This is a genomic window from Gordonia sp. SL306 (assembly GCF_026625785.1).
Classification (GTDB): Bacteria; Actinomycetota; Actinomycetes; order Mycobacteriales; family Mycobacteriaceae; genus Gordonia.
This window is the reverse complement of record NZ_CP113063.1, coordinates 2,943,683-2,963,750: the sequence shown is the minus strand read 5'-3', so window position 1 is coordinate 2,963,750 and position 20,068 is coordinate 2,943,683. Positions and strand designations below refer to the sequence as shown.

The 20,068-nt window shown below is 66.5% G+C and carries 22 protein-coding genes; 6 read left to right on the top strand and 16 right to left on the bottom strand.

What is annotated here, in order from left to right; genetic code table 11:
* Positions 1–91 precede the first annotated feature (91 nt).
* On the top strand, positions 92–1,927 hold the full coding sequence (locus OVA31_RS13530) for an acyl-CoA dehydrogenase (RefSeq protein ID WP_267627158.1): 1,836 nt from the start codon (positions 92–94) through the stop codon (positions 1,925–1,927).
* 131 nt (positions 1,928–2,058) lie between these two features.
* Here the strand turns inward: OVA31_RS13530 and OVA31_RS13525 are convergent, their stop codons facing one another.
* The 5 genes from OVA31_RS13525 to OVA31_RS13505 form a co-directional block, all read right to left on the bottom strand.
* On the bottom strand, positions 2,059–2,478 hold the full coding sequence (locus OVA31_RS13525; RefSeq protein WP_267627157.1) for a type II toxin-antitoxin system VapC family toxin: 420 nt from the start codon (positions 2,476–2,478) through the stop codon (positions 2,059–2,061).
* Entirely contained in the window at positions 2,462–2,698 is a 237-nt protein-coding gene (locus OVA31_RS13520; protein WP_267627156.1) for an AbrB/MazE/SpoVT family DNA-binding domain-containing protein, read from the bottom strand. Before OVA31_RS13520 ends, OVA31_RS13525 begins: the two co-directional genes overlap by 17 nt.
* Before the next feature lie 114 nt (positions 2,699–2,812).
* On the bottom strand, positions 2,813–3,589 hold the full coding sequence (locus OVA31_RS13515) for an SDR family NAD(P)-dependent oxidoreductase (RefSeq protein WP_164308217.1): 777 nt from the start codon (positions 3,587–3,589) through the stop codon (positions 2,813–2,815).
* Positions 3,590–3,669: 80 nt separating this feature from the next.
* The gene (locus OVA31_RS13510) at positions 3,670–5,370 is read right to left on the bottom strand and encodes a VanW family protein (RefSeq protein WP_420714031.1); all 1,701 of its coding nucleotides are present in this window, start codon (positions 5,368–5,370) and stop codon (positions 3,670–3,672) included.
* A gap of 193 nt (positions 5,371–5,563) precedes the next feature.
* Positions 5,564–6,859: an acetyl-CoA C-acetyltransferase gene (locus OVA31_RS13505; RefSeq protein ID WP_267627155.1), complete on the bottom strand. Its 1,296-nt coding sequence runs from the start codon at positions 6,857–6,859 to the stop codon at positions 5,564–5,566.
* Positions 6,860–7,004: 145 nt separating this feature from the next.
* On the opposite strand from OVA31_RS13505, the gene OVA31_RS13500 reads away from it, so the two are divergent.
* Both OVA31_RS13500 and OVA31_RS13495 read left to right on the top strand, forming a co-directional pair.
* The gene (locus OVA31_RS13500; protein WP_267627154.1) at positions 7,005–8,360 is read left to right on the top strand and encodes a 3-oxoacyl-ACP reductase; all 1,356 of its coding nucleotides are present in this window, start codon (positions 7,005–7,007) and stop codon (positions 8,358–8,360) included.
* The gene (locus OVA31_RS13495; RefSeq protein WP_267627153.1) at positions 8,360–9,247 is read left to right on the top strand and encodes a MaoC/PaaZ C-terminal domain-containing protein; all 888 of its coding nucleotides are present in this window, start codon (positions 8,360–8,362) and stop codon (positions 9,245–9,247) included. Before OVA31_RS13500 ends, OVA31_RS13495 begins: the two co-directional genes overlap by 1 nt.
* Before the next feature lie 67 nt (positions 9,248–9,314).
* On the opposite strand, the gene OVA31_RS13490 is transcribed toward OVA31_RS13495, so the two are convergent.
* The 5 genes from OVA31_RS13490 to OVA31_RS13470 form a co-directional block, all read right to left on the bottom strand.
* On the bottom strand, positions 9,315–9,926 hold the full coding sequence (locus OVA31_RS13490; RefSeq protein WP_267627152.1) for a DedA family protein: 612 nt from the start codon (positions 9,924–9,926) through the stop codon (positions 9,315–9,317).
* 163 nt (positions 9,927–10,089) lie between these two features.
* Positions 10,090–10,620, bottom strand: coding sequence for an acetyltransferase (locus OVA31_RS13485; RefSeq protein WP_267627151.1), 531 nt, complete (start codon positions 10,618–10,620; stop codon positions 10,090–10,092).
* A gap of 21 nt (positions 10,621–10,641) precedes the next feature.
* Positions 10,642–10,821, bottom strand: a complete 180-nt coding sequence (locus tag OVA31_RS13480; protein WP_267627150.1) for a hypothetical protein — start codon at positions 10,819–10,821, stop codon at positions 10,642–10,644.
* A 2-nt stretch (positions 10,822–10,823) separates the two neighbouring features.
* A complete protein-coding gene (locus tag OVA31_RS13475) occupies positions 10,824–11,786 on the bottom strand; it encodes a hypothetical protein (RefSeq protein WP_267627149.1) in 963 nt (320 codons plus the stop codon).
* A gap of 213 nt (positions 11,787–11,999) precedes the next feature.
* Entirely contained in the window at positions 12,000–12,551 is a 552-nt protein-coding gene (locus OVA31_RS13470) for a hypothetical protein (RefSeq protein ID WP_267627148.1), read from the bottom strand.
* Here OVA31_RS13470 and OVA31_RS13465 point away from each other — a divergent pair.
* Positions 12,550–14,208, top strand: a complete 1,659-nt coding sequence (locus tag OVA31_RS13465; RefSeq protein ID WP_267627147.1) for an HNH endonuclease signature motif containing protein — start codon at positions 12,550–12,552, stop codon at positions 14,206–14,208. The genes OVA31_RS13470 and OVA31_RS13465 overlap by 2 nt on opposite strands.
* A 97-nt stretch (positions 14,209–14,305) precedes the next feature.
* Here the strand turns inward: OVA31_RS13465 and OVA31_RS13460 are convergent, their stop codons facing one another.
* Together OVA31_RS13460 and OVA31_RS13455 are read right to left on the bottom strand one after the other, a co-directional pair.
* Positions 14,306–14,920 (bottom strand): TetR/AcrR family transcriptional regulator, encoded by a 615-nt coding sequence (locus OVA31_RS13460; protein ID WP_164308208.1) that lies wholly within the window; start codon positions 14,918–14,920, stop codon positions 14,306–14,308.
* A gap of 75 nt (positions 14,921–14,995) precedes the next feature.
* The gene (locus OVA31_RS13455; protein WP_420714030.1) at positions 14,996–15,982 is read right to left on the bottom strand and encodes a glycoside hydrolase family 3 N-terminal domain-containing protein; all 987 of its coding nucleotides are present in this window, start codon (positions 15,980–15,982) and stop codon (positions 14,996–14,998) included.
* Positions 15,983–15,998: 16 nt separating this feature from the next.
* Here OVA31_RS13455 and OVA31_RS24770 point away from each other — a divergent pair, with 16 nt between their 5' ends.
* Positions 15,999–16,190, top strand: coding sequence for a hypothetical protein (locus tag OVA31_RS24770; RefSeq protein ID WP_420714029.1), 192 nt, complete (start codon positions 15,999–16,001; stop codon positions 16,188–16,190).
* A 40-nt stretch (positions 16,191–16,230) separates the two neighbouring features.
* Complete coding sequence (locus tag OVA31_RS13450; protein ID WP_267627146.1) at positions 16,231–16,737, top strand: universal stress protein; 507 nt, start codon at positions 16,231–16,233, stop codon at positions 16,735–16,737.
* 19 nt (positions 16,738–16,756) lie between these two features.
* Here OVA31_RS13450 and OVA31_RS13445 read toward each other — a convergent pair whose 3' ends face one another.
* Genes OVA31_RS13445 through OVA31_RS13430 form a run of 4 tightly spaced genes read right to left on the bottom strand, consistent with a single transcriptional unit; the run spans position 16,757 to position 20,058 of the window.
* Entirely contained in the window at positions 16,757–17,530 is a 774-nt protein-coding gene (locus OVA31_RS13445; protein ID WP_267627145.1) for a DUF6390 family protein, read from the bottom strand.
* Positions 17,524–18,612 (bottom strand): hydrogenase expression/formation protein HypE, encoded by a 1,089-nt coding sequence (gene hypE, locus OVA31_RS13440; protein ID WP_324290099.1) that lies wholly within the window; start codon positions 18,610–18,612, stop codon positions 17,524–17,526. Before hypE ends, OVA31_RS13445 begins: the two co-directional genes overlap by 7 nt.
* Complete coding sequence (hypD, locus tag OVA31_RS13435; protein ID WP_267627144.1) at positions 18,605–19,732, bottom strand: hydrogenase formation protein HypD; 1,128 nt, start codon at positions 19,730–19,732, stop codon at positions 18,605–18,607. The genes hypE and hypD overlap by 8 nt, the downstream gene beginning before the upstream one ends.
* Positions 19,729–20,058: a HypC/HybG/HupF family hydrogenase formation chaperone gene (locus tag OVA31_RS13430; RefSeq protein WP_267627143.1), complete on the bottom strand. Its 330-nt coding sequence runs from the start codon at positions 20,056–20,058 to the stop codon at positions 19,729–19,731. The genes hypD and OVA31_RS13430 overlap by 4 nt, the downstream gene beginning before the upstream one ends.
* Between the last annotated feature and the right edge of the window lie 10 nt (positions 20,059–20,068).

Sequence of the window (20,068 nt, the reverse complement as noted above, 5' to 3'; positions counted from 1 at the left end):
ATCGGAGGTATCCTTAGGTTACCGGCGAGTAACTTATGCGATCGCCGAACGACTCGTAGCCCACCCAGACTTGTCAGAGAAGGAAACTTTCATGGGCCATTACAAGAGCAACATGCGCGACCTCCACTTCAACCTGTTCGAGATGTTCGACCTCGACAAGGTGCTCGAAGAGGGCGACTTCGGCGATCTCGACCACGAGACGGCCGTCGACATGCTTCGCGAGGTCAAGACACTGGCCGAGGGCCCGATCGCCGAGTCGTTCACCGAGGCCGACCGGAACCCGCCGGTATTCGACCCGGAGACGCACAGCGTCGCGATCCCCGAGGGATTCACGAAGTCCTACAACGCCCTCGTCGAGGGTGGCTGGGACAAGATCGGCATCGATGAGGAACTCGGCGGCCTGCCAGCGCCGCGGTCGCTCTACTGGGCCATCGGCGAGATGATCCTCGGCGCCAACCCGCCTGTCTTCATGTACGCGGCGGGCTCGGGCTTTGCGAACATCTTCTTCGACAACGGCACCGAGGAGCAGAAGAAGTGGGCCGCCATCTGCTCCGAACGTGGCTGGGGCGCAACGATGGTGCTCACCGAGCCGGATGCAGGCTCCGACGTCGGCGCGGCCCGCACCAAGGCCGTCAAGCAGGAAGACGGCACCTGGCACATCGACGGTGTGAAGCGATTCATCACCTCCGCTGACCAGGACATGACCGAGAACATCTTCCACCTGGTGCTCGCGCGTCCCGAGGGCGCAAAGCCGGGCACCAAGGGCCTCTCACTCTTCTTCGTGCCGAAGTTCCACTTCGACCACGAGACCGGCGAATTGGGCGAGCGCAACGGCGTTTTCGTGACCAACGTCGAGCACAAGATGGGCATCAAGGCCTCGGCCACCTGTGAGCTCAGCTTCGGCCAGCACGGCACGCCGGCCGTGGGCTGGCTCGTCGGCGAGGTGCACGACGGCATCGCGCAGATGTTCGATGTCATCGAGCACGCGCGGATGATGGTGGGCACCAAGGCCATCTCCACCCTGTCGACCGGGTACCTCAACGCTCTGGACTACGCCAAGGAGCGTGTGCAGGGCGCCGACCTGACCCAGATGACCGACAAGACCGCGCCGCGCGTCACCATCACGCACCACCCGGACGTGCGTCGTTCGCTGATGACCCAGAAGGCCTACGCCGAGGGTCTGCGCGCGATCTACCTCTACACGGCATCACATCAGGATCCCGTTGCCGCTCAGATCGTCTCGGGCGCGGATGCCGAGATGGCGCACAAGGTCAACGACCTGCTGCTGCCGATCGTCAAGGGCGTCGGCTCCGAGCGCGCCTACGGCACCCTCGGCCACGAGTCGCTGCAGACCCTCGGCGGTTCCGGCTTCCTGCAGGACTACCCGATCGAGCAGTACATCCGTGACTCGAAGATCGACTCGCTCTACGAGGGCACCACGGCCATCCAGGCGCAGGACTTCTTCTTCCGCAAGATCATCCGCGACAAGGGCCAGGCCCTCGCGCACGTCTCGGGAGAGATCCAGAAGTTCCTCGATGCCGAGGGTGGCAACGGTCGCCTGAAGTCCGAGCGGGCGCTGCTCAAGACCGCCGTCGACGACGTGCAGGCCATGGCCGCGAGCCTCACCGGCTACCTGATGAACGCCCAGGAGAACCCGCAGGAGCTCTACAAGGTGGGCCTCGGCTCGGTGCGTTTCCTGCTGTCGGTGGGCGACCTCCTCATCGGCTGGCTGCTGCTGCGTCAGGCCGAGGTGGCACTCTCCGCTCTCGACGCCGGCGCCTCGGACGACGACAAGTCCTTCTACGAGGGCAAGGTCGCGGTCGCCAGCTTCTTCGCGAAGTCCATGCTCCCGCTGCTGACCGCCGTGCGCGGCACCGTCGAGAACATCGACGCGGACATCATGGAGATCGACGAAGCGGTCTTCTGATCGGCCGTCACCTCACCTGACCGAAGTTCTTCCCCCGGTTCCGTTCTCATCCTCCGCATGCATGCGGGGAGAGAACGCAGAGCCGGGGGAAGAACTGTTTTCGGGGACAGACCGCGGGGCATCGACCGAGTTCACAGCATGCGGAGCTGCACCCCGAGAGACCGATAGATGTGTTCGGCTCGACGGTCCACGCTGACCAACGGGAGCCCCGCCGCCACTGCCGCGGAGGCGACCAGACCGTCGTATACCGCGCCCCCGGATATGCCTGCCGCAGAGAATGATTCGATCAGCTGTGCCGCGGTTCCCGGAGCCAGATGGCACTCGAACGGGAAGTCGGTCTTGATGAGCCGGGCGGCGGCCGACGCTGTCAGACGCTGCGGCGGCGGTAATCGCGTGAGCACGGAGTAGGTCTCGAAGGCGGCATGCCCACTGAGGCCCAGCACGAGGCCTCGCACCGCCGCGCGAACAGCCCGGTGCCCGGACTGTTCCGGACGAACGAGTGCGATAGCCGCGCTCGTGTCGAGCAGGATCGTGTCAGCGTTGGTCGCCAAGGCGCAACTCACGGATGTCGTCGCTCGACAATTCGGCACCACCGGCAGGCAGGATCAGCAGACCGTCGTCGTCGGCCAGTAACTCGTCGGTCGCCACGGGCTCGAGGACGAGGCCGCTCCCCGACACGGTGATCTCCACCTCTCCGGGCACGAGCCCCACGCGGTCGCGCAGCTCTTTGGGAACGACGATCCGCCCCGACCGATCAATGGTGGTCTTCATGGCATCGAAGCTACCATTCGAATGGCATCGGCTTCGTCGACGACGAGGCGCCCAACAGAGAACTGCCCCCGGCTCGACATCGCGAGCCGGGGGCAGGTCCGAGTACGGGAACGACTACTTCGGTGGCATCCGGATGCCTCCGTCGACGCGGATGACCTCGGCGTTCATGTACGAGTTGGTGACCAGCTCGACGACCATCGACGCCAGTTCGTCCGGCTTGCCGAGACGATGCGGGAACAGCACGGACTCGCCGAGCTTCGCCTTGAAGGCCTCCGAGGCCTCTCCCTCACCGTAGATCGGGGTGTCGATCAGGCCGGGGGCGATGGTGTTGACGCGCACGCCCACCGCGGCGAGATCACGCGCGACCGGCAGGGTCATGCCGACGACGCCGCCCTTCGACGACGAGTACGAGGCCTGGCCGATCTGACCGTCGAAGGCCGCGACACTGGCCATCGAGACGACCGCACCGCGTTCGCCCGACTCGAGCGGCTCGTTGCGGCTCATCGCGGTCGCGGCGAGCCGGATGCAGTCGAAGGTACCGATCAGGTTGATGGCGATGACCTTCTTGTAGGCATCGAGATCGTGGGCCGACGAGAACTCGCCGTCCTTGCCGATGGTGCGCTGGGCCCAGCCGATGCCTGCCGAGTTCACCAGGGCCCGCAGCGGGCCGAGTTCGGTGGCCTTGGTGACGGCCGCCTCGATCTGCGCGGTGTCGGTGACGTCGACGCGCACAAAGGTGCCCCCGACTTCCTTGGCCAGCTCCTCGCCCTTGTCGGCCTGCAGGTCGGCGACGACGACCTTGGCCCCCTTGGCCGCCAGCTGGCGAACCGCCGCCGCACCGATACCGGATGCGCCGCCCGTGACAATTGCACTTGCTCCATTGATATCCACGAGGTGGAGATTACATCGCAGGATGGCATCGCCGACACCCGCCACCGAGCGATTGTTCGGTGGCACTCACCAGCAGACCGTCAGACGCAGGCGACCTTCGGTTCCGGATCGTATTTGACGGTGCGGGTGTGCCGGCGCACCTCCGCGCCGCTCTTCGCGTCGGAGATCACCCGGGTGTTGGACGTGGTGAATCCGCGACTGCCGCTCGAGGCCATGCAGTCGTCGCCCTTCGGCAGTTTCACCAGCGGCGGCTCGGTGTAGGAGTGGCGGGTGCCGGTGATCGACTCGACGTCCATGGTGGTGGTGCTCCACATCCGGACCGTCACGTCCGACGGCGTCCAGTTCGTCTCGATGTAGACCCCGTGCGGCGTGTTGTTGCGAAACACGAGGTCGATCGCCCCCTCGAAGACGGTCGCCTCGCGTGCTTCCGGATAGCGGGAGATGTAATAGGAGTGCTCGGTGTGGTCGACGTCCTCGAGACCCGCGAAGTACGACGCGTTGTAGAGCGTCGTCGCGAACTGCGAGATGCCGCCGCCGACCGCCTTGGCGGCGTGACCGTGGTCGATGATCGTCGACGTCACGTAGCCCTGTGCGGTCCCGCGGGGTCCGGTGTGGGTGTTGAGCGAGAACGTCTTGCCCGGCAGGATCAGCGCGCCGTCGACCTCGTCGGCGACGAGGCGGATGTTCTCACCGGATGCGCTGGTGAATCCCGACGTCGTGAACTCGCCGACCACCTCGCGGACACCGAGTTTGCGAGCGTCGTCCGTCGTCAGACGTGCCGGGAGAGGCTGGTAGGCCACCTCGACGACACGTTCGTCCGAGGCATCGGCACCGGTCGTCACCGCCGCGATCGAGGCGAAGGTCTTCGTCCAGTCGACCCGGGCGCCGTCACGGGCCGGTACGACGGTTGGGCTGCCCGTGCGCAGCGAGAACGTGGCGTCGACGGGCTTGCGTTCGGTGGCCGCCAACCGGGGACCGAGCAGCGCAACACCCTTCTTCGGGTTGATGACCGGCTTCAGCCCGCCCTGGCCGTCGGGGCCGAAGGACAGGATCGAGCCGAGCTGTGCGGGCGCGAGGCGCACGGTCGCGTTGTCGGAGCCCTTGAGCGTGAGCGGTCCGGCGACGGCGCGGACGGCGGGACCGGCAGCAGTTTCGCGGACCACGTCGGCCGAGACCGTCGGGTCGAAATCCTCGACCGGCAGATCGATCGGCTGCCCGTACAACCACCTCTCGGCAAGTGTGGCGGCAGCGGCATCGTGGGCGACTCGCTCGCCCGCGATGGGCATCACCTCGACCGGAGTGGTGCCCTCATACCGCACCGCACCCTCCACGGCTGCCTTCTCGAGGGTCGGTTGTTGTTCGTCGATCGTGCTGTCGAAGGCCGCCCGATCGATGTGCACGACGGGGTCGATCGTCTGAGACATGCCGACCATGCCCGCCAGCCGCGTGAACGGGTTCTTCGTCTGCTCCATCAGCCGGTCCAGCGTCGCGTCGGGGTCGAAGGTGAGTCCGAGGGCCTCGGCGTCGACCATCGCGGTGCCCGACTCCGTGCGCAGCCAGACCGGTTCGGTGGTGCGGGCCGACAGACCGTCGATGACCCCCTGGGCCTCGTCACGGTCGAGATGGCCCGCGGGCACACCGGCCACGACAGCGCCGCGTGCGGTGTTGTCCTTGGTCAGAAGGAGATCCGTGGCAAGTACCACGCTCACGACGGCGAGAGCACCGACCATGATGCGCACCGCAGTACGCGCTGTCGGAAACGTGCTCACGAAATCAACCATATGTGGAGAACTATAAAAGGGTGGTGGCGAGAGGCGCCGAGAAAAGTAGGCGCCCCGGCCGAGCTGCCGGGTCGGGGGTCTGGCAGCTCAGCCGGAGCTACTCGTATATCTACGCTACTTTGCGTCGCGTTACATCTATCCCAGAATTTTTTTCACCGAGCGTGATCGGATCGATGTCGGGGGCTGGTGGCGCCTACCCCTCGACGATCGCGGTGACGCCCTGACCGCCGGCCGCACAGATCGAGATCAGCGCACGACCGCCACCGTTCTCCTTGATCGTCTTGGCCGCCTGCGCGATGATCCGGCCGCCGGTGGCCGCGAACGGGTGGCCCGCGGCAAGCGACGATCCGTGCACGTTGAGCTTGGTGCGGTCGATCGCACCGAGCGCGTTGTCGAGGCCAAGGCGCTCCTTGCAGTACTCGTCGGATTCCCACGCGGCCAGGGTGGCGAGCACCACCGAGGCGAATGCCTCGTGGATCTCGTAGAAGTCGAAGTCCTGGAGGGTGAGTCCGTTGCGCTCGAGCAGACGCGGCACCGCGTAGGTCGGTGCCATCAGCAGACCGTCGGGCCCGTTGACATAGTCGACGGCCGCGCTCTCGCTGTCCACCAGATAGGCCTGCACCGGCAGACCCTTCGCGTCGGCCCACTCGTCGCTCGACAACAGCACCGTCGAGGCACCGTCGGTGAGCGGGGTGGAGTTGCCTGCGGTCATCGTCGCGTCGCCCAGCGAGACCCCGAACACCGGCTTGAGCTTGGCGAGCTTCTCCGCGGTGGAGTCGCCACGCAGATTCTGGTCCCGGGTGAGACCCAGGAACGGCGTGATCAGGTCGTCGAAGAAGCCGCTGTCGTAGGCGGCGGCCATGTTCTGGTGACTGGCCGCGGCCAGCGCGTCCTGATCGGCACGCTTGACGCCGAACTCCTTGGCGGTGATGGCGGCGTGCTCACCCATCGACATCCCGGTGCGCGGCTCGCCGTTGCGCGGGATCTCGATGCCCAGTTTCGGGAGCAGCTTCAGGGCGGCGAGGGCCTGGTCCTTGACGCTGCGGGCCCGGTTGACCTCGAGCATCTGACGACGCATCGACTCCGAGACACCGATCGGCGCGTCCGAGGTGGTGTCCACACCGCCACCGACCGCGACGTCGTAGCGACCGGACGCGATGCCGTCGCCGACGGCGACGATCGCCTGCAGGCCGGTGCCGCACGCCTGCTGGATGTCGAAGGCCGGGGTGTACGGCGAGAGCGCCGAGCCGAGCACGCACTCACGGATGAGGTTGAAGTCACGCGAATGCTTGAGCACCGCGCCGCCGGCGACCATGCCGAGCTGCTCGCCCTGCAGGTTGAAGCGGCTCACCAGCCCGTCGAGGGCTGCGGTGAACATCTCTTGGTTGCTGACCTTTGCATAGGCCTTGTCCTGGCGGGCGAACGGAATCCGGTTGCCGCCGAGGATCGCGACCGGACGCGTGCTGCGGGTCTTGGGTGCTTGAGCCACTTCGATCTCCCAGGGGGTGTAGTTCGATGTCTATGAGCTATTCTTACTCATGAGTAAGTTAGTTGTCGAACGACGCTCACTCAGGCGTCGTCGCACATACCGCACCGTCTGACCGACCTGCCGAAGAAACCTGAGGAGATATCCCGTGGCAGCCACTGGCCTGTACTCGAATTTCGTCCACTCCGCCCCCGGTTCGTTCATCGCCAAGCAGGCGGGCCTGCCGGTCCCACCCACCCTGCGTCGGTACAAGCCGTCCGAACCCGCCCTGCCGGGCCCCGTGCTGCTCGGCGGCGCCGGCCGCGTGGTGGAGCCGCTGCGCGAGATCCTCACCTCGCCCGACTACGACGTGATCCAGAACGCCACCACCGGCCGCAGCGCCGACAAGTACGGCGCCCTGGTCTTCGACGCAACCGGGATCACCTCGCCGGCAGAGCTGCGTGAGCTGTTCGAGTTCTTCGCGCCGAACATGCGCTCACTCGCGCCGTCGGCGCGCTTCCTGGTCATCGGCACCACGCCCGAGCTGATCAGCGATCCGAACGAGCACGTCGCGCAGCGCGCACTCGAGGGCTTCACCCGCTCGGTGGGCAAGGAACTGCAGAAGGGCGCGACGGTCCAGCTGGTCTACGTCTCCCCCGACGCCAAGACCGGGCTGACCGGGCTGGAGTCGACCGTCCGCTTCGTGCTCTCCGCGAAGTCGGCATTCGTGGACGCGCAGGTCATCCGGGTCGGCGCCGACGATGCGAAGGCCCCAGCCGACTGGGACAAGCCGCTGGCCGGCAAGGTCGCCGTGGTGACCGGTGCCGCCCGCGGCATCGGCGCCACCATCGCCGAGGTGCTGGCCCGCGACGGCGCCCACGTGATCGCCGCCGACGTCCCGCAGGCAGGCGAGGCCCTGTCGGAGACCGCGAACAAGATCAAGGGCACCGCCTTCCCGCTCGACGTCACCGCCGACGACGCCGGCACCAAGCTCGCCGACCACGCACTCGAGCGTCATGGCGGCATCGACATCATCGTCAACAACGCCGGCATCACCCGCGACAAGCTGCTCGCCAACATGGACGCATCGCGCTGGGACTCGGTCATCGGAGTCAATCTGATCGCACCGCAGCGGTTGGTCAACGACCTGCTGGAGAAGGGCGCGCTGCGTGAGGGCGGTTCCGTCGTCGACGTGTCGTCCATCGCGGGCATCGCAGGCAACCGCGGTCAGACCAACTACGGCGCGTCCAAGGCGGGTGTGATCGGGCTGGTCGACACGTATGCGCCGATCCTCGCGGAGAAGGGCATCACCATCAACGCGGTGGCCCCCGGCTTCATCGAGACCAAGATGACCGCGGCCATCCCGGTGGCCACGCGGGAGGCCGGGCGCCTGATGAGCTCGCTGCAGCAGGGCGGCCAGACCGTCGACGTCGCGGAGACCGTGGCCTACTTCGCGAGCCCGGCGTCGAGCGCCATCACCGGCAACGTGGTCCGCGTGTGCGGCCAGGGATTCCTGGGTGCGTGATGGCCAAGACGATCACGCTCCCGAGCGCGCCGGGCACCGCGGAGGTCTACTCCAAGGCGGTCGGCGCCATGCTGCCGGTCATCGGCAAGCCGGCCACGGTGCGCGCTGACGCCACCATCCCCGACCGGCACTACCGCCTGGAGAACGTCCGCGTGGATGCCGAACGGCTGCACGCCTACACGCGGGTCACCGGGCAACGGTTCGGCTCGACGCTCCCGGTCACGTATCCGTTCGTGCTGCAGTTCCCGCTGGCGATGAAGGTCATGACCGACAACGACTTTCCGTTCGGCGCCGTCGGTTCGGTGCATGTCGAGAACAGCATCCACCGCCTTCGGCCGATCGGCGTCGACGAGCCCCTGACCATCGACACACATGCGGAGAACCTGCGCGAGCACCGCAAGGGCCTGCTGGTCGACATGATCTCGGAGGTCAGCGTCGGTTCGGAACTCGTGACCACCCAGGTGGCGACGTTCCTCAAGCAGCAGCGGACCAGCCTGTCCGACGAACCGCGCGGGCCTGCGCCCAAGGAGATCGCGCCGCCGCCCCCGGACGCGGTGCTGTCCGTGGACCTCGGAAGCATTCGCCAGTACGCCGAGGCGTCCGGTGATCGCAATCCCATCCACATGGGCAACCTGACGGCCAAGGCATTCGGCTTCCCGAAGGCCATTGCACACGGGATGTGGAGTGCCGCAGCGGCAATCGCCAACGTCGAGGCCCAGCTGCCCGACGACGTCACCTACACGGTGCGCTTCGGCAAGCCGATCCTGTTGCCCGCCAAGGTGAATCTCTACACCCGGCGGATCGATGGTGCTGGGAACTTTGATCTGTCGATCCTGAACCGGCGCAAGGGGTATCCGCACCTGACCGCGACCACCCGCGGCGCCTGACGCCAACAACACGCAAGACTCCCACCCACACGCGATGCATTGCGTGCGGGTGGGAGTTCTCCGTGCCTCAGGCCGACCGCCGCGCCCGCCACTTCCGCCAGATGTACCAGCCGCCCGCGCCGACGATGAGCGCCGCGGTGGCGTAGAGCAGCAATGTCGCGCCGAGCGCGGCGCCGGCGAAGTAGCCGACCAGCAGCACGGTGGTCGCCCAGGTGGTGGCGCCGATGACGTCGGCGATGCCGAAACGCAGCGGGCGCATCCGGGTCATCCCAGCCACCGGTGGCACGAGGGTGCGCACATACCCGATCCATCGTCCGGTGGCGACCGCGACCATGCCGTCCCGGTCGATCCGCGCCTCGGCACTCTTCCACCGCTCCTCGCCGAACCGTTGCCCCGCTCGCGACGCCTTCACCCGATGCCCGGAGGTGTGCCCGATCCAGTAGCCGGTGACGTCGCCCGCGACGGCGGCCACGCAGACCGCCACCACGAGGGCGCCGATCGAGGTCGGTCCGACGGCCGCGGCGACGCCTGCCGCCAGCAGTGTCGCCTCGCTGGGCAGGATCAGCCCCAGGATGAGGGTGGAGGTCTCGGCGTAGACGACCGCGCACGTCACCAGGTACACCGCCCACGACGGCACCGATTCCACCAGCTCGACGAGCCAGTCGGCGATTACGTGCACTGATCGAGGATACTGGGCCGCCCTTCGACAGCACTCGTGGCCGGTGCCGGCACCCCCGAGCGCACCACAGATCAGCCGGTGACGTAGCCGATGAGCATGCCGGCACCGAAGCCCAGGATCGGGTAGGTGACGAGCATCGAAACCTTCCCGGTGAAGTACGTCTTCATCTGACGCCACTTGTTGGGATTGTCGTCCTGATCCAACGCTCCTCCATGTCTCTGATCTCGAATTCCGTGCTGTCCCAATCGTCGACTGCGGTGGTGGCCGTCACGATCGACAACATGGAGTGGCCAACCGGCGTGAGGTAGGCGAGTTGCGAACGTCGGACACGTAGTTCCCCGCCGTCGGCCCGATAGGTGCCCTCGTCCACGCTGAGGTTTCCGTCAGGTCGGACGTCATGATTCAGGATCGTGCCACTGTCGAGGGCGCCGATGTCGAAACCGGTGTCGATCTCCGCGAGGTCTATCACGTCCGTCGCGCCGAGGTCGAAGTACTGGACGGCCACGTTGGGAACAAACCTCGGGGTCGGAGTGGTCGAGCGCAACAGCACTCGACTCGCCATCGCGGCGTGCGCCGACTCGGAATCCAGCTCGTACCAGGCGGGCGGAGGCGTGAAGTCCAGCGATTCCGTTGTCGCGCACAAGGTCACCGTGCAGCCGAAGCGGGCGATCGCATATTCGGTGGCGGCAATCATGAGTCGTCACGATTCCTTACGTCAGTGGAACAGCGCATCGCCGAAGTACAGTCCGACGATGAACGCGAGACCGGTCGGCAATACCACCAAGCGGTTGGTGACGAAGCTGATGAACTCCGCGGTGTAGTACGAGAACCCACGGGGAAACGACTTCGCAAGATGTCGAGGTTCACGCGTGCGCTTCTTGGTATTGCGAGTCACCACTAGTCGAACCACCCTTTCACGACCTTCGCCGCATCAGATCCCGCCTTGCTGCCAATTGCGGCACCGATACCGGCACCGATCGCGGTGCCGACGGGTCCCGCGAAAGACCCGACCACCGCTCCAGCCGCCGCACCGCCGACCATACCGCCGGCGAGCGCCCCGCCCGTCGCGGCGGCAGCGTCGCCTCCGTCCTGCTCACCCCTGTCGTACTTGCTGAATTCGTCAAACCCTGTGACGGCTACTCCAAGGAGACCAGAACCGCGCGCCATGGTTTTACCCAGTCCATTGAGCCGGGCGATATCGTCAGCACTCATCCCCGCCTGACCCACCGACCTCCTGGGCCGACTATAGGCATCGCGGATATCTTTACCTCGCTGTTCAGCGGCAGCCATGGCCGCCGTCACTGCCGGGCTCGCCAGATCACCGTTCCCAGGGTCCGCCGCCAACGCATTCTTGATGTTGGCCAGCCGTGACGGATCGATGTCGACCGGCTCGCCCGCCTGCAGCTTGGTCAACTGCTCAGGGGTGAGGCTCATCGCTCGAGCGAATCGTCCGCGTTGCTGTGGGGTGGCGGTGCCATTGCGGATTGCCTCGCTGTCACCGGCGGCCAGCGTGGGGTCGATCGCTCCGCGGTTGGCGGCGATCGAGGCCGGCGTGATGCCCCCGATTTCAGAGAGCGCCGCGTTGATCGCATTCCTGGCGTTCGTCACGGCGGTATCCGCAGCAGTGCCGAGGTTGTGCAGGGCCGTCTGATGCTCATGTGCCGTGCCGGCGTCGAACTCGGCGCCGTCGGGCGCGCGATCGGGCTGGAAACTCACGGTGTAGCTACGGCTGCCTCGGTCGAGGATGTAGCCATCCGCATCGGCGAGCGTCGTCCGATTCGCCAGTGCGGTCATCGCCCCGCGAATCTCGGGCGCGCCCGCGTTGAGCGCGGCAGCCAGGTCGCCGTACTCGTCGGCCACTCCCTTGAGCCATCGGGTGATCCCGGCGGCCCGATTGTCGGCGGGCCCGCGTGCCTCCCCCGCCCACTGTGTGGCCGTCAGGTCGAGGACCGGGTTTCCGGCCTTCGGCGCTTCGACCTCGAGATGGGCCTGAAGTTTGACGATTCCGTGTGCGATCGAGGTCAGGACGTCAGGATTCCATGCCATCACCTCGTTGTAGCTGGGTGGCATTCGCTACTTCACCGAGAGCAAGACGTCGATCGGGACCGTACGGTCTGTCTGTTGCCCCTGACAAGCGGGATACGGGACGGCATCCCGCAGCCTTCCCGCGTTCTGCTCGTCGGTGTCGACAGTCGTGTTCTTGAAGCCGACGACCAGTTCCGAGAACGCCGAAACCGCGCCAGACGCGTTAGCCAGTGACGCAGAGATCTTCTGGTCCGCGGTCGCGGCGACCGCGGACATATCGCTCGTCGCGCCCTCGAACTGTCCCGCCAGCTGGCTGAAAGTCGACGTGGTCCCCTCGAGGCCCGCGTACGACGTGAGTTCGAGCGCCATCAGCCGCGAGGCGCAACGTGATATCTCCGTCGCCGCCGAACCGACGGCAGCTGGATCGACCACCAGATCCGACATTGCTCCCCCTTGTTGATCAATCTTCTGAATAAAGGAGAGGTACAAATCTGCTAAATCCGGCGTGGGAAATCCGCCGGCGAGATGACAGGCAGCTCGGATCCCGGCTACGACAGGGCAAACAAAACCTGTCGGTGGTCGAATGTACGTTCGATTCATGTCCCAGGGAATGCTGCTCGAGCAGTTGCGTACCGACGAGGATCATTGCGCTGCCGAGTTGATCGAGGTGTTACACCACTGCGTGGCGGTGAGCGCCTCTGCCGACTTCCGAATGTTGCAGGCCATCAGCCTGATTCATGAAGAGCACGAGGAGGACTACCTCGCGACGGTGGCCGCCGCGGTCGGTTCGGGTGAGGCCGACCCACAGACCGTCGCGGCCACCGCGATGCTCGGCCGTGCCGGCGACGACCCGCGCGGACGCTACGGCCCCAACGGGCTGGAAAGGACAATCGCCGAAGTCGGTGCGGCCCTGACCGTCACACCCGCGCGGGCGCGGGAGTTGATCGTCGGAGGCAGTGTGATGCGCAATCAGTTGCCCTTCGTCGGTGGCATGTTGGCCATCGGACGCATCGACCTGCCGCGGTTCCTGATGGTCGTCAAACGCAGCGAGCCGGTCGATCAGGAGAAGATGGGGGCACTCGATACGGCATTGGTGGGTGAGATCGAGAATCGTCCACCGATGTCGATGACACGTTTCCTGACGATGCTCGACGCGACGATCGCCCGGACCGATGCCGGTGCCACCCGCAAACGTCGCGAGGTTGTCGCCAAGGATCGGGCGATCACGGTGCGCTCGGATCGGCACACGCCGGGCCAGTCGCGGATGTCGGCAACGCTACCCGCCGAACATGCTGCTGCCGTCAACGCGAAACTCGACGCGATGGCCGCCGGCGTCCACGACGATGACCCGCGTACCAAAGCGCAACGGCGCCTCGACGGACTCGTGGCCCTGGCAGCCGGACACACGGTGCTCGAATGCCGTTGCCAGGACTGCGTGAGCGGTGCACCCGACACCGTCGACCCGTTCGACGCGACCGAATCGTTCGACGCCACAACGGGCGTGCCGACGCCCGCCGACGGCACAGTCGCGGAGCCTGATGCATCCTCGACCCAACCGCCTGACGGCGCACCGCGACCCACATTCCACATCGTCGTGAATCTGTCCACCCTGCTCGGACGCGACGACAACCCGGCGTTCCTCGACGGGCACGGTGTCATCGACGCCGAGACCGCTCGCGATCTGCTGGCCGAGGCCCACCGGTCCTACGTCCACACCGACCACAGCAACACCGACGACCACAGACACAAGGACACGGACACGGACGATCACTGGCACAATCCTGCTCACGCCCGGCGTGCGAGGGCCGCACGTCGCTACAAGCCGGGCCGCAAGCTGGCCGAACTGATCAGGTGCGGCGAATTGTGCTGCACCTTCCCCGGATGCACCAACCCCGTCTGGCGCGCCGACCTCGACCACACAACACCCCACGGCAAGGCCGGCGGCAAAACCATCCGGCGAAACCTCAAGCCGCTGTGCAGATTCCACCACAGATTCAAAACCTTCGACTCAGGATGGCGCGACTACCAAGACGAGATGGGCACCGTGTTCTTCCAATCACCGGACGGCCACATGTACCAGGGCAACGCCTACACCGGCCGCGATCTGTTCACCAGTCTCGCACCGCCCGACCAACCGACGGACCACCTCGCGCGACAACGCATCGCCCAGATACGTTCACGCCGTGCAGAATCGGTGAAACGCGCCGACAAACGTGAAATCGACCGCTGGAACGCGGAGAATCCGCCGCCGTTCTGATGTGGGTGTGACATTCGGGCTGACGCCTCGCGAGACTGACCTGGGTGTTCTCGCGGGGGACAGCTTGCGGGGGACAGCTTGCGGGGGAGAGAGCGGTTCACTCCGCGACGACGTCGGCGGTCCCCACACCCTTCAGACCGCGCCAAGTGATACCGACCAGCAGATCCGTCGCCGTCTCGAGGTCGACGTCGCCCTCGGTGATCCGGTCCGCGACGGCCTCACCCGCGCCGACCAGCGCGACGGCGGTGAGTTCGAAGTCGATGTCGCGGGCACCCTCGACGGTGGTGCCTGCGCGGATCAGTTCGGTGACCATCTCGGTGACGCGGGCCCGACTGTCGGAGACGAAGTGGGAGAAGCTCGCGGTGCCGACCGCGACGCGATAGAGCACCTTCCACGACTGCCGGTTCTCGTCGACGTAGCGCAGGAACTCCTTGACGACGGTGCGGGCCTGCTCGCGCTGGCGCAACGACGGATCGAAACCGACGCTCATCGCATCGATGAAGCGGCCGGACTCACGCGCGATGCAGGCACTGAACAGCTCGTCCTTGGAGCCGTAATAGAGGTACAGCATCGGCTTGCTGATCTCGGCCTGCGCGGCGATGGAATCCATCGACGCCTCGCGGAAGCCGTTTTCGGAGAAGACCTTGACGGCGGCGTCCAGCATTTGTTGCTCCCGCACCGCGCGGGGCAACCGTTTGGTCCCGCCTGCCATCACTCCTCCTCGACACCCACACCCACACACCCTTGAGTGTCAGAAGCTTACCGGATTACTTACCAGCCGGTAAGTTCAGCAGGTGAGAACACCCTTCGACCGCAAGATCCGCACCACCGAGCGGTTCACCCGGTCCACGGTGAGCCGTTTGGCCGCGACCTCGCGCTGCAAAGAGTCGAGAACGGAGCTCACGCGGTCGGTCGCCAGCCACAACGCGATGTCGGAGCCCGCCTTGATGGCCATCGGGACCGCCTGCTCGATGGGATAACGAGCGCTGATGGCGGCCATGCCGGACAGGTCGTCGGAGAAGACGACGCCGTTGAAGGGCGGTCCGCCGTAGGGCTGCCCGGTCCGCAACATGCCGATCGCCCGCGGGCTGATGCTGGACGGGGTCTCCGGGCCGGTCAGCCCCGGGACGATCAGGTGGCCGACCATCACGGCCGCATTGCCCGGGTTCTTGAGCAACGTGCGATAAGGCACCAGGTCGCTCTTCTCCAGCGACGACAGCGGCGGCGTCACTACGACGCCGAGATGCGAGTCGCCGGAACCGTGTCCATGCCCGGGAAAGTGCTTGTACACCGGGGTGATCCCCGCCGACTGCAGACCCGCGGCGAAGGCCCCCGCGTACTCGGTCACGACGGCCGGATCGTTGCTGAACGACCGGTCGCCGATCACTTCGTCGTCGGCCTCGGCGCTCACGTCCGCTGAGGGCGCGAAGTCGACGGTGACGCCGATCTGCCGCAACTGCCTACCGATCGACTGACCCAGCGCCCGGACCTGGGCAGGGGTCTTCGTCTGCGCGAGTTCGCGGGCCGACGGGCTGTCGATACCCAGCGACGACAAGCGCGATACGCGCCCGCCCTCCTGGTCGACGGTGACCATCAGTGGGATCTTGCTGTTCCGCGAGATCCGGGCGGCCGCGCCACTGGACAGGATCGACATGTCGGTCCAGCTGCCGACAAAGATCCCGCCGACCTGTTCCTTGTTCACGATGGCCTGCGCATCGGCCGCCCCGGTGACCCCGACGACGAGCATCTGCGCAAGCTTCTGACGCAAGGTCATCTTTGCGAGTTCTGCTGTGCCACAGACTGATACCGGCGCGGCTACGGCGCTTGACGACGGCGACGAGGCCGCCGACGAACTGCTGTACGCCGACGTCGCGCTGTCCGCGGAACCCGGTGACTGCTCCGACGCGCAACCCGCACCGGCTACGACGACGGCCGCGACCGTCATCACCGCCAGTACGCCACGCACTCCTCGACCTCGCTGAGATGAGCCCATGCCTCGAGTCTGGCATGTAATCTGGGCCCATGGACCAGGGTGTCCACCAGACGCTGATGATCGCCTACGACGGCTCGCCGAATGCCGATCGCGCGATCCGCTACGCCGCACAATTCCTCCGCGCCGAGACGGCGCACGTGGTGACCGCCTGGCAGCCCGGCGGGATGTCGCCGGCACGTCTGTCCACGCTCTCCGGCGGGATGCAGCCATTCCTCGACACCCAGCTCGAGGCCGGCGTCGACCACGCGCTCAAGGAAGAAGCGGAGACCCTCAACAAGACCGGTGTGGAACTGGCCGTCTCGGTCGGGATGGATGCGCACGGATCACTGGTCGAGGTGGAGTCGACGGTATGGGCAGCGCTGGTCGCCGCCGCCGATGCTCTCGACGTGGATCTGCTGGTCACCGGGACACGCGGGGCCTCGGGACTGAAGGCGCTCTTGCGGTCGAGCGTGGCCGAGGCCGTGCTGAAGCATTGCCATCGTCCGGTGTTCATCGTGCCCGCCCAATGCGAGAAGCAACCCCCGTTGACCCTCTGAACGGTCATCCCTGCCGAGGTCACTTTGTGCGCCGACCGTCCCGCAGTGCATCCAGACATGGGTTGACGATGTCGAGGACGCGCTGCGTGATCATCTCGAGTTGCGCGGCCTCGGACGGCTCGAGCACCCCGCAGATCCAGTCCCAGTGCAGCGACACCGATAGTCCCGCGACCGGCTCGGCGATCATCTCGTGGCCTGGGAGCCGCCAGCGTGCCGGTGCGGTGGTCGGGCTGCCCAGCGAGAGGTGCGCCCCGTCAAAGGACAGTTCCCGTCGCGAGACCCGGGCGACGTCGCCGTGCACCGACTCCACCTCCCCCGCTCGGATACAGCAGTTCTGCAGGATCGACAGCGGCGTGGTGTCGTCGACATGGAGCAGCGTGACCCACGGATACACGGCCAGCACGTGGAAGTTGTGATGTGCGGGTGGTTTCGCCGCGGCGGCGACGGAATGCAGGAGCCCGGTCGCCGGTCCCCGGATGCGAGCCCGGAGATTGTCCAACAGGACCTGCGGATCGACCTGCGCCAGCAGGTCGTCGCCGACCCAATAGGCGTGCACGATGGCCGCATCCAGTGGATCCCGGTTCCCGATCGCCTCGGCGAGGGTGACGAGATACGCCCAGGCACCCTCGAACTCGTTCGCGCGTTCGGCAATCCGACTGGGTTCCCCGTGCAGCAGTTCGACGAAATCCTCGGGGCCGCAATAGCCGAGCTCGTTGGGCGCGAAGGCATACCGCGCGAACGTGGTGACACCGGGATCATCGACGCGACGAGTCCGACGGTCGGGCGTCAACATATTCTCGGCAGCTGCTCGCCCACTGGCAGATCGACCACCCGGGTGCCGCCGAGCGTGGTCCGCGCCACCACCATCCCCCGGTGGTCGGGTACGCAGTCGCCGATGACGGCCGCACCGGCGCCCAGCGGATGGGCCCGCATCGCGGCCAGGAGCAACTCGGCGTGTTCGGGTGCGACGAATGCGATCAGCTTTCCCTCGTTGGCCACGTACATCGGGTCGAGGCCGAGCACACCACACGCATCGCGAACCTCCTGGGGTACGGGAATCGCGCTCTCCTGCAGGACCACTCCGACGTCGGCCGTGGTCGCGATCTCGTTCAGCCCGGCGGCCAGTCCGCCGCGGGTCGGATCGCGCAGTGTGTGGATGTCCGCGCCGGTGGCGATCATCGCCGCGACCAGGCCGCCCAGCGACGCCGTGTCGCTGCGCACCGACGTGCCGAACTCCAGCCCTTCACGACAGCTCATGACCGCAACGCCGTGCACACCGATGTCCCCGCTCACGATCACCACGTCACCGACGCGCGCGCGGGTGGGTCCGATGTCGACGCCGTCGTCGATGATCCCGATGCCCGCGGTGTTGATGTAGATGCCGTCACCGCAGCCCGAGTCCACCACCTTCGTGTCACCGGTCACGAGTGAGACGCCCGCGGCAAGGGCCGCGCTCCCCATCGCCTCGGCGGCGCGTGCGACGTCGGCGAGCGGTGTCCCCTCCTCGAGGATGAATGCCGTCGACAGGGCCAGCGGCCGCGCACCGGCCATCGCGAGATCGTTCACCGTGCCGTTCACGGCGAGTTCGCCGATCGACCCGCCCGGGAACTCCGGCGGCTGTACCACGAACGAATCCGTCGAGAACGCCAGGCGGACACCGCCGACGTCGAGGACGGCGGAGTCCCCCATGCCCGCGTCGGCGGCCGCGCCGAAGGACGGCAGGAACAGATGCTCGATGAGTTGCTGTGACATCGCACCCCCGCCACCGTGTCCCATCACCACATTCGGGGAGTCGCGCAGCGGAAGGGGGCACACCCAGTTCTCCATGTCGACGTTGCGTGCGTGCCGGGCCGTCGACCGGATCGCCTCAGGCATGCGACGCCGCCGAATGTGCCGCGTCGGCCGGGAGATCGAGCCGGCGATACAGGTAATAGGCCGCACACGCGCCCTCCGACGACACCATCGTCGCGCCGAGTGGATGTCTCGGCGTGCACTCGGTGCCGAACGCCGCGCACTCGTGCGGTTTGATCAGCCCCTGCAGGACCTCGCCCGACCGGCAGATCGCCGACTCCTCGGCATGCAGCCCGTCCACGTGGAACCGGTACTCCGCGTCGAAGTCCCGATATCGGGCCGACAGGCGCCAGCCGCTGTCCGGGATCATCCCGATGCCTCGCCAGGTCCGATCGGTCACCTCGAAGACATCCGCCAGCATCGCTTGCGCGGCCGGGTTCCCCTCCGCCGGGACCGCGCGACGGTAGGCGTTCTCCACCTCGTACCGTCCGGCCTCGAGCTGGATGACGGTCCGCCGTATCCCCTCGAGGATGTCGAGCGGCTCGAAACCGGTGACCACCATGGGCACCCGATACCGCTGTGCCAGCGGCGGATACTGGCCGACGCCCATCACACTGCAGACATGGCCGGCCGCGAGGAAGGCCTGCACCCGGCACGTCGGCGACTCCATGATCGCAGCAATCGCCGGCGGCACCAGCACATGCGACACCAACATCGAGAAGTTGGTGATGCCCTGACGCCGGGCCTGGAAGACGGTCATCGCATTCGCCGGTGCGGTCGTCTCGAATCCGATACCGAAGAACACCACCTCCCGTTCAGGGTTCTCCTTGGCGAGAGTGAGCGCGTCCAGCGGTGAGTACACGACCCGGACATCGCCGCCGGCACTCTTCACCGCGAACAGGTCACGTTCGGTACCCGGTACCCGCAGCATGTCTCCGAACGAGCAGAAGATGACCCCGGGGGTCGCTGCGATCTCCAGCGCCTTGTCGATCACCTCGAGCGGCGTCACACAGACCGGGCAGCCGGGCCCGTGGATCATTTCGATCTGCTCGGGAAGCAGTTGGTCGATCCCGTGGCGGACGATCGAATGCGTCTGACCACCACACACTTCCATGATCGCCCACCGATGATCGGTCGCCGCGCGGATCTCCTCGATCAGCTTGGCCGCCAGGTCCGGGTTGCTGAACTCGTCGAGATACTTCATCGTGTCACCTCTGTCTCGTCGCGGTCGCCATCTGTTCGCCGGGGGTCGGCCACCCCGGCCTGTTCGGCGGCGCGGGCGAAGCCGTCACCGAATTCCTCGGACAGCACGCCGAGGTGCTCGAACTCCGCAAGCGTTGCGAGGGCGGACTCCTCGTCGAGGCGCTGGATGGCGAAACCGACGTGCACCAGCACGTAGTCGCCGATCGCGGCGTCCGGAATGTATTGCAGACACACCTCTTTGTGGAGCCCGCCGAAGTCGACGATCGACATGAGGGTGTCGGCGTCGTCATCGATGGACACGACCTTGCCCGGTACCGCCAGACACATCAGCCCTCCT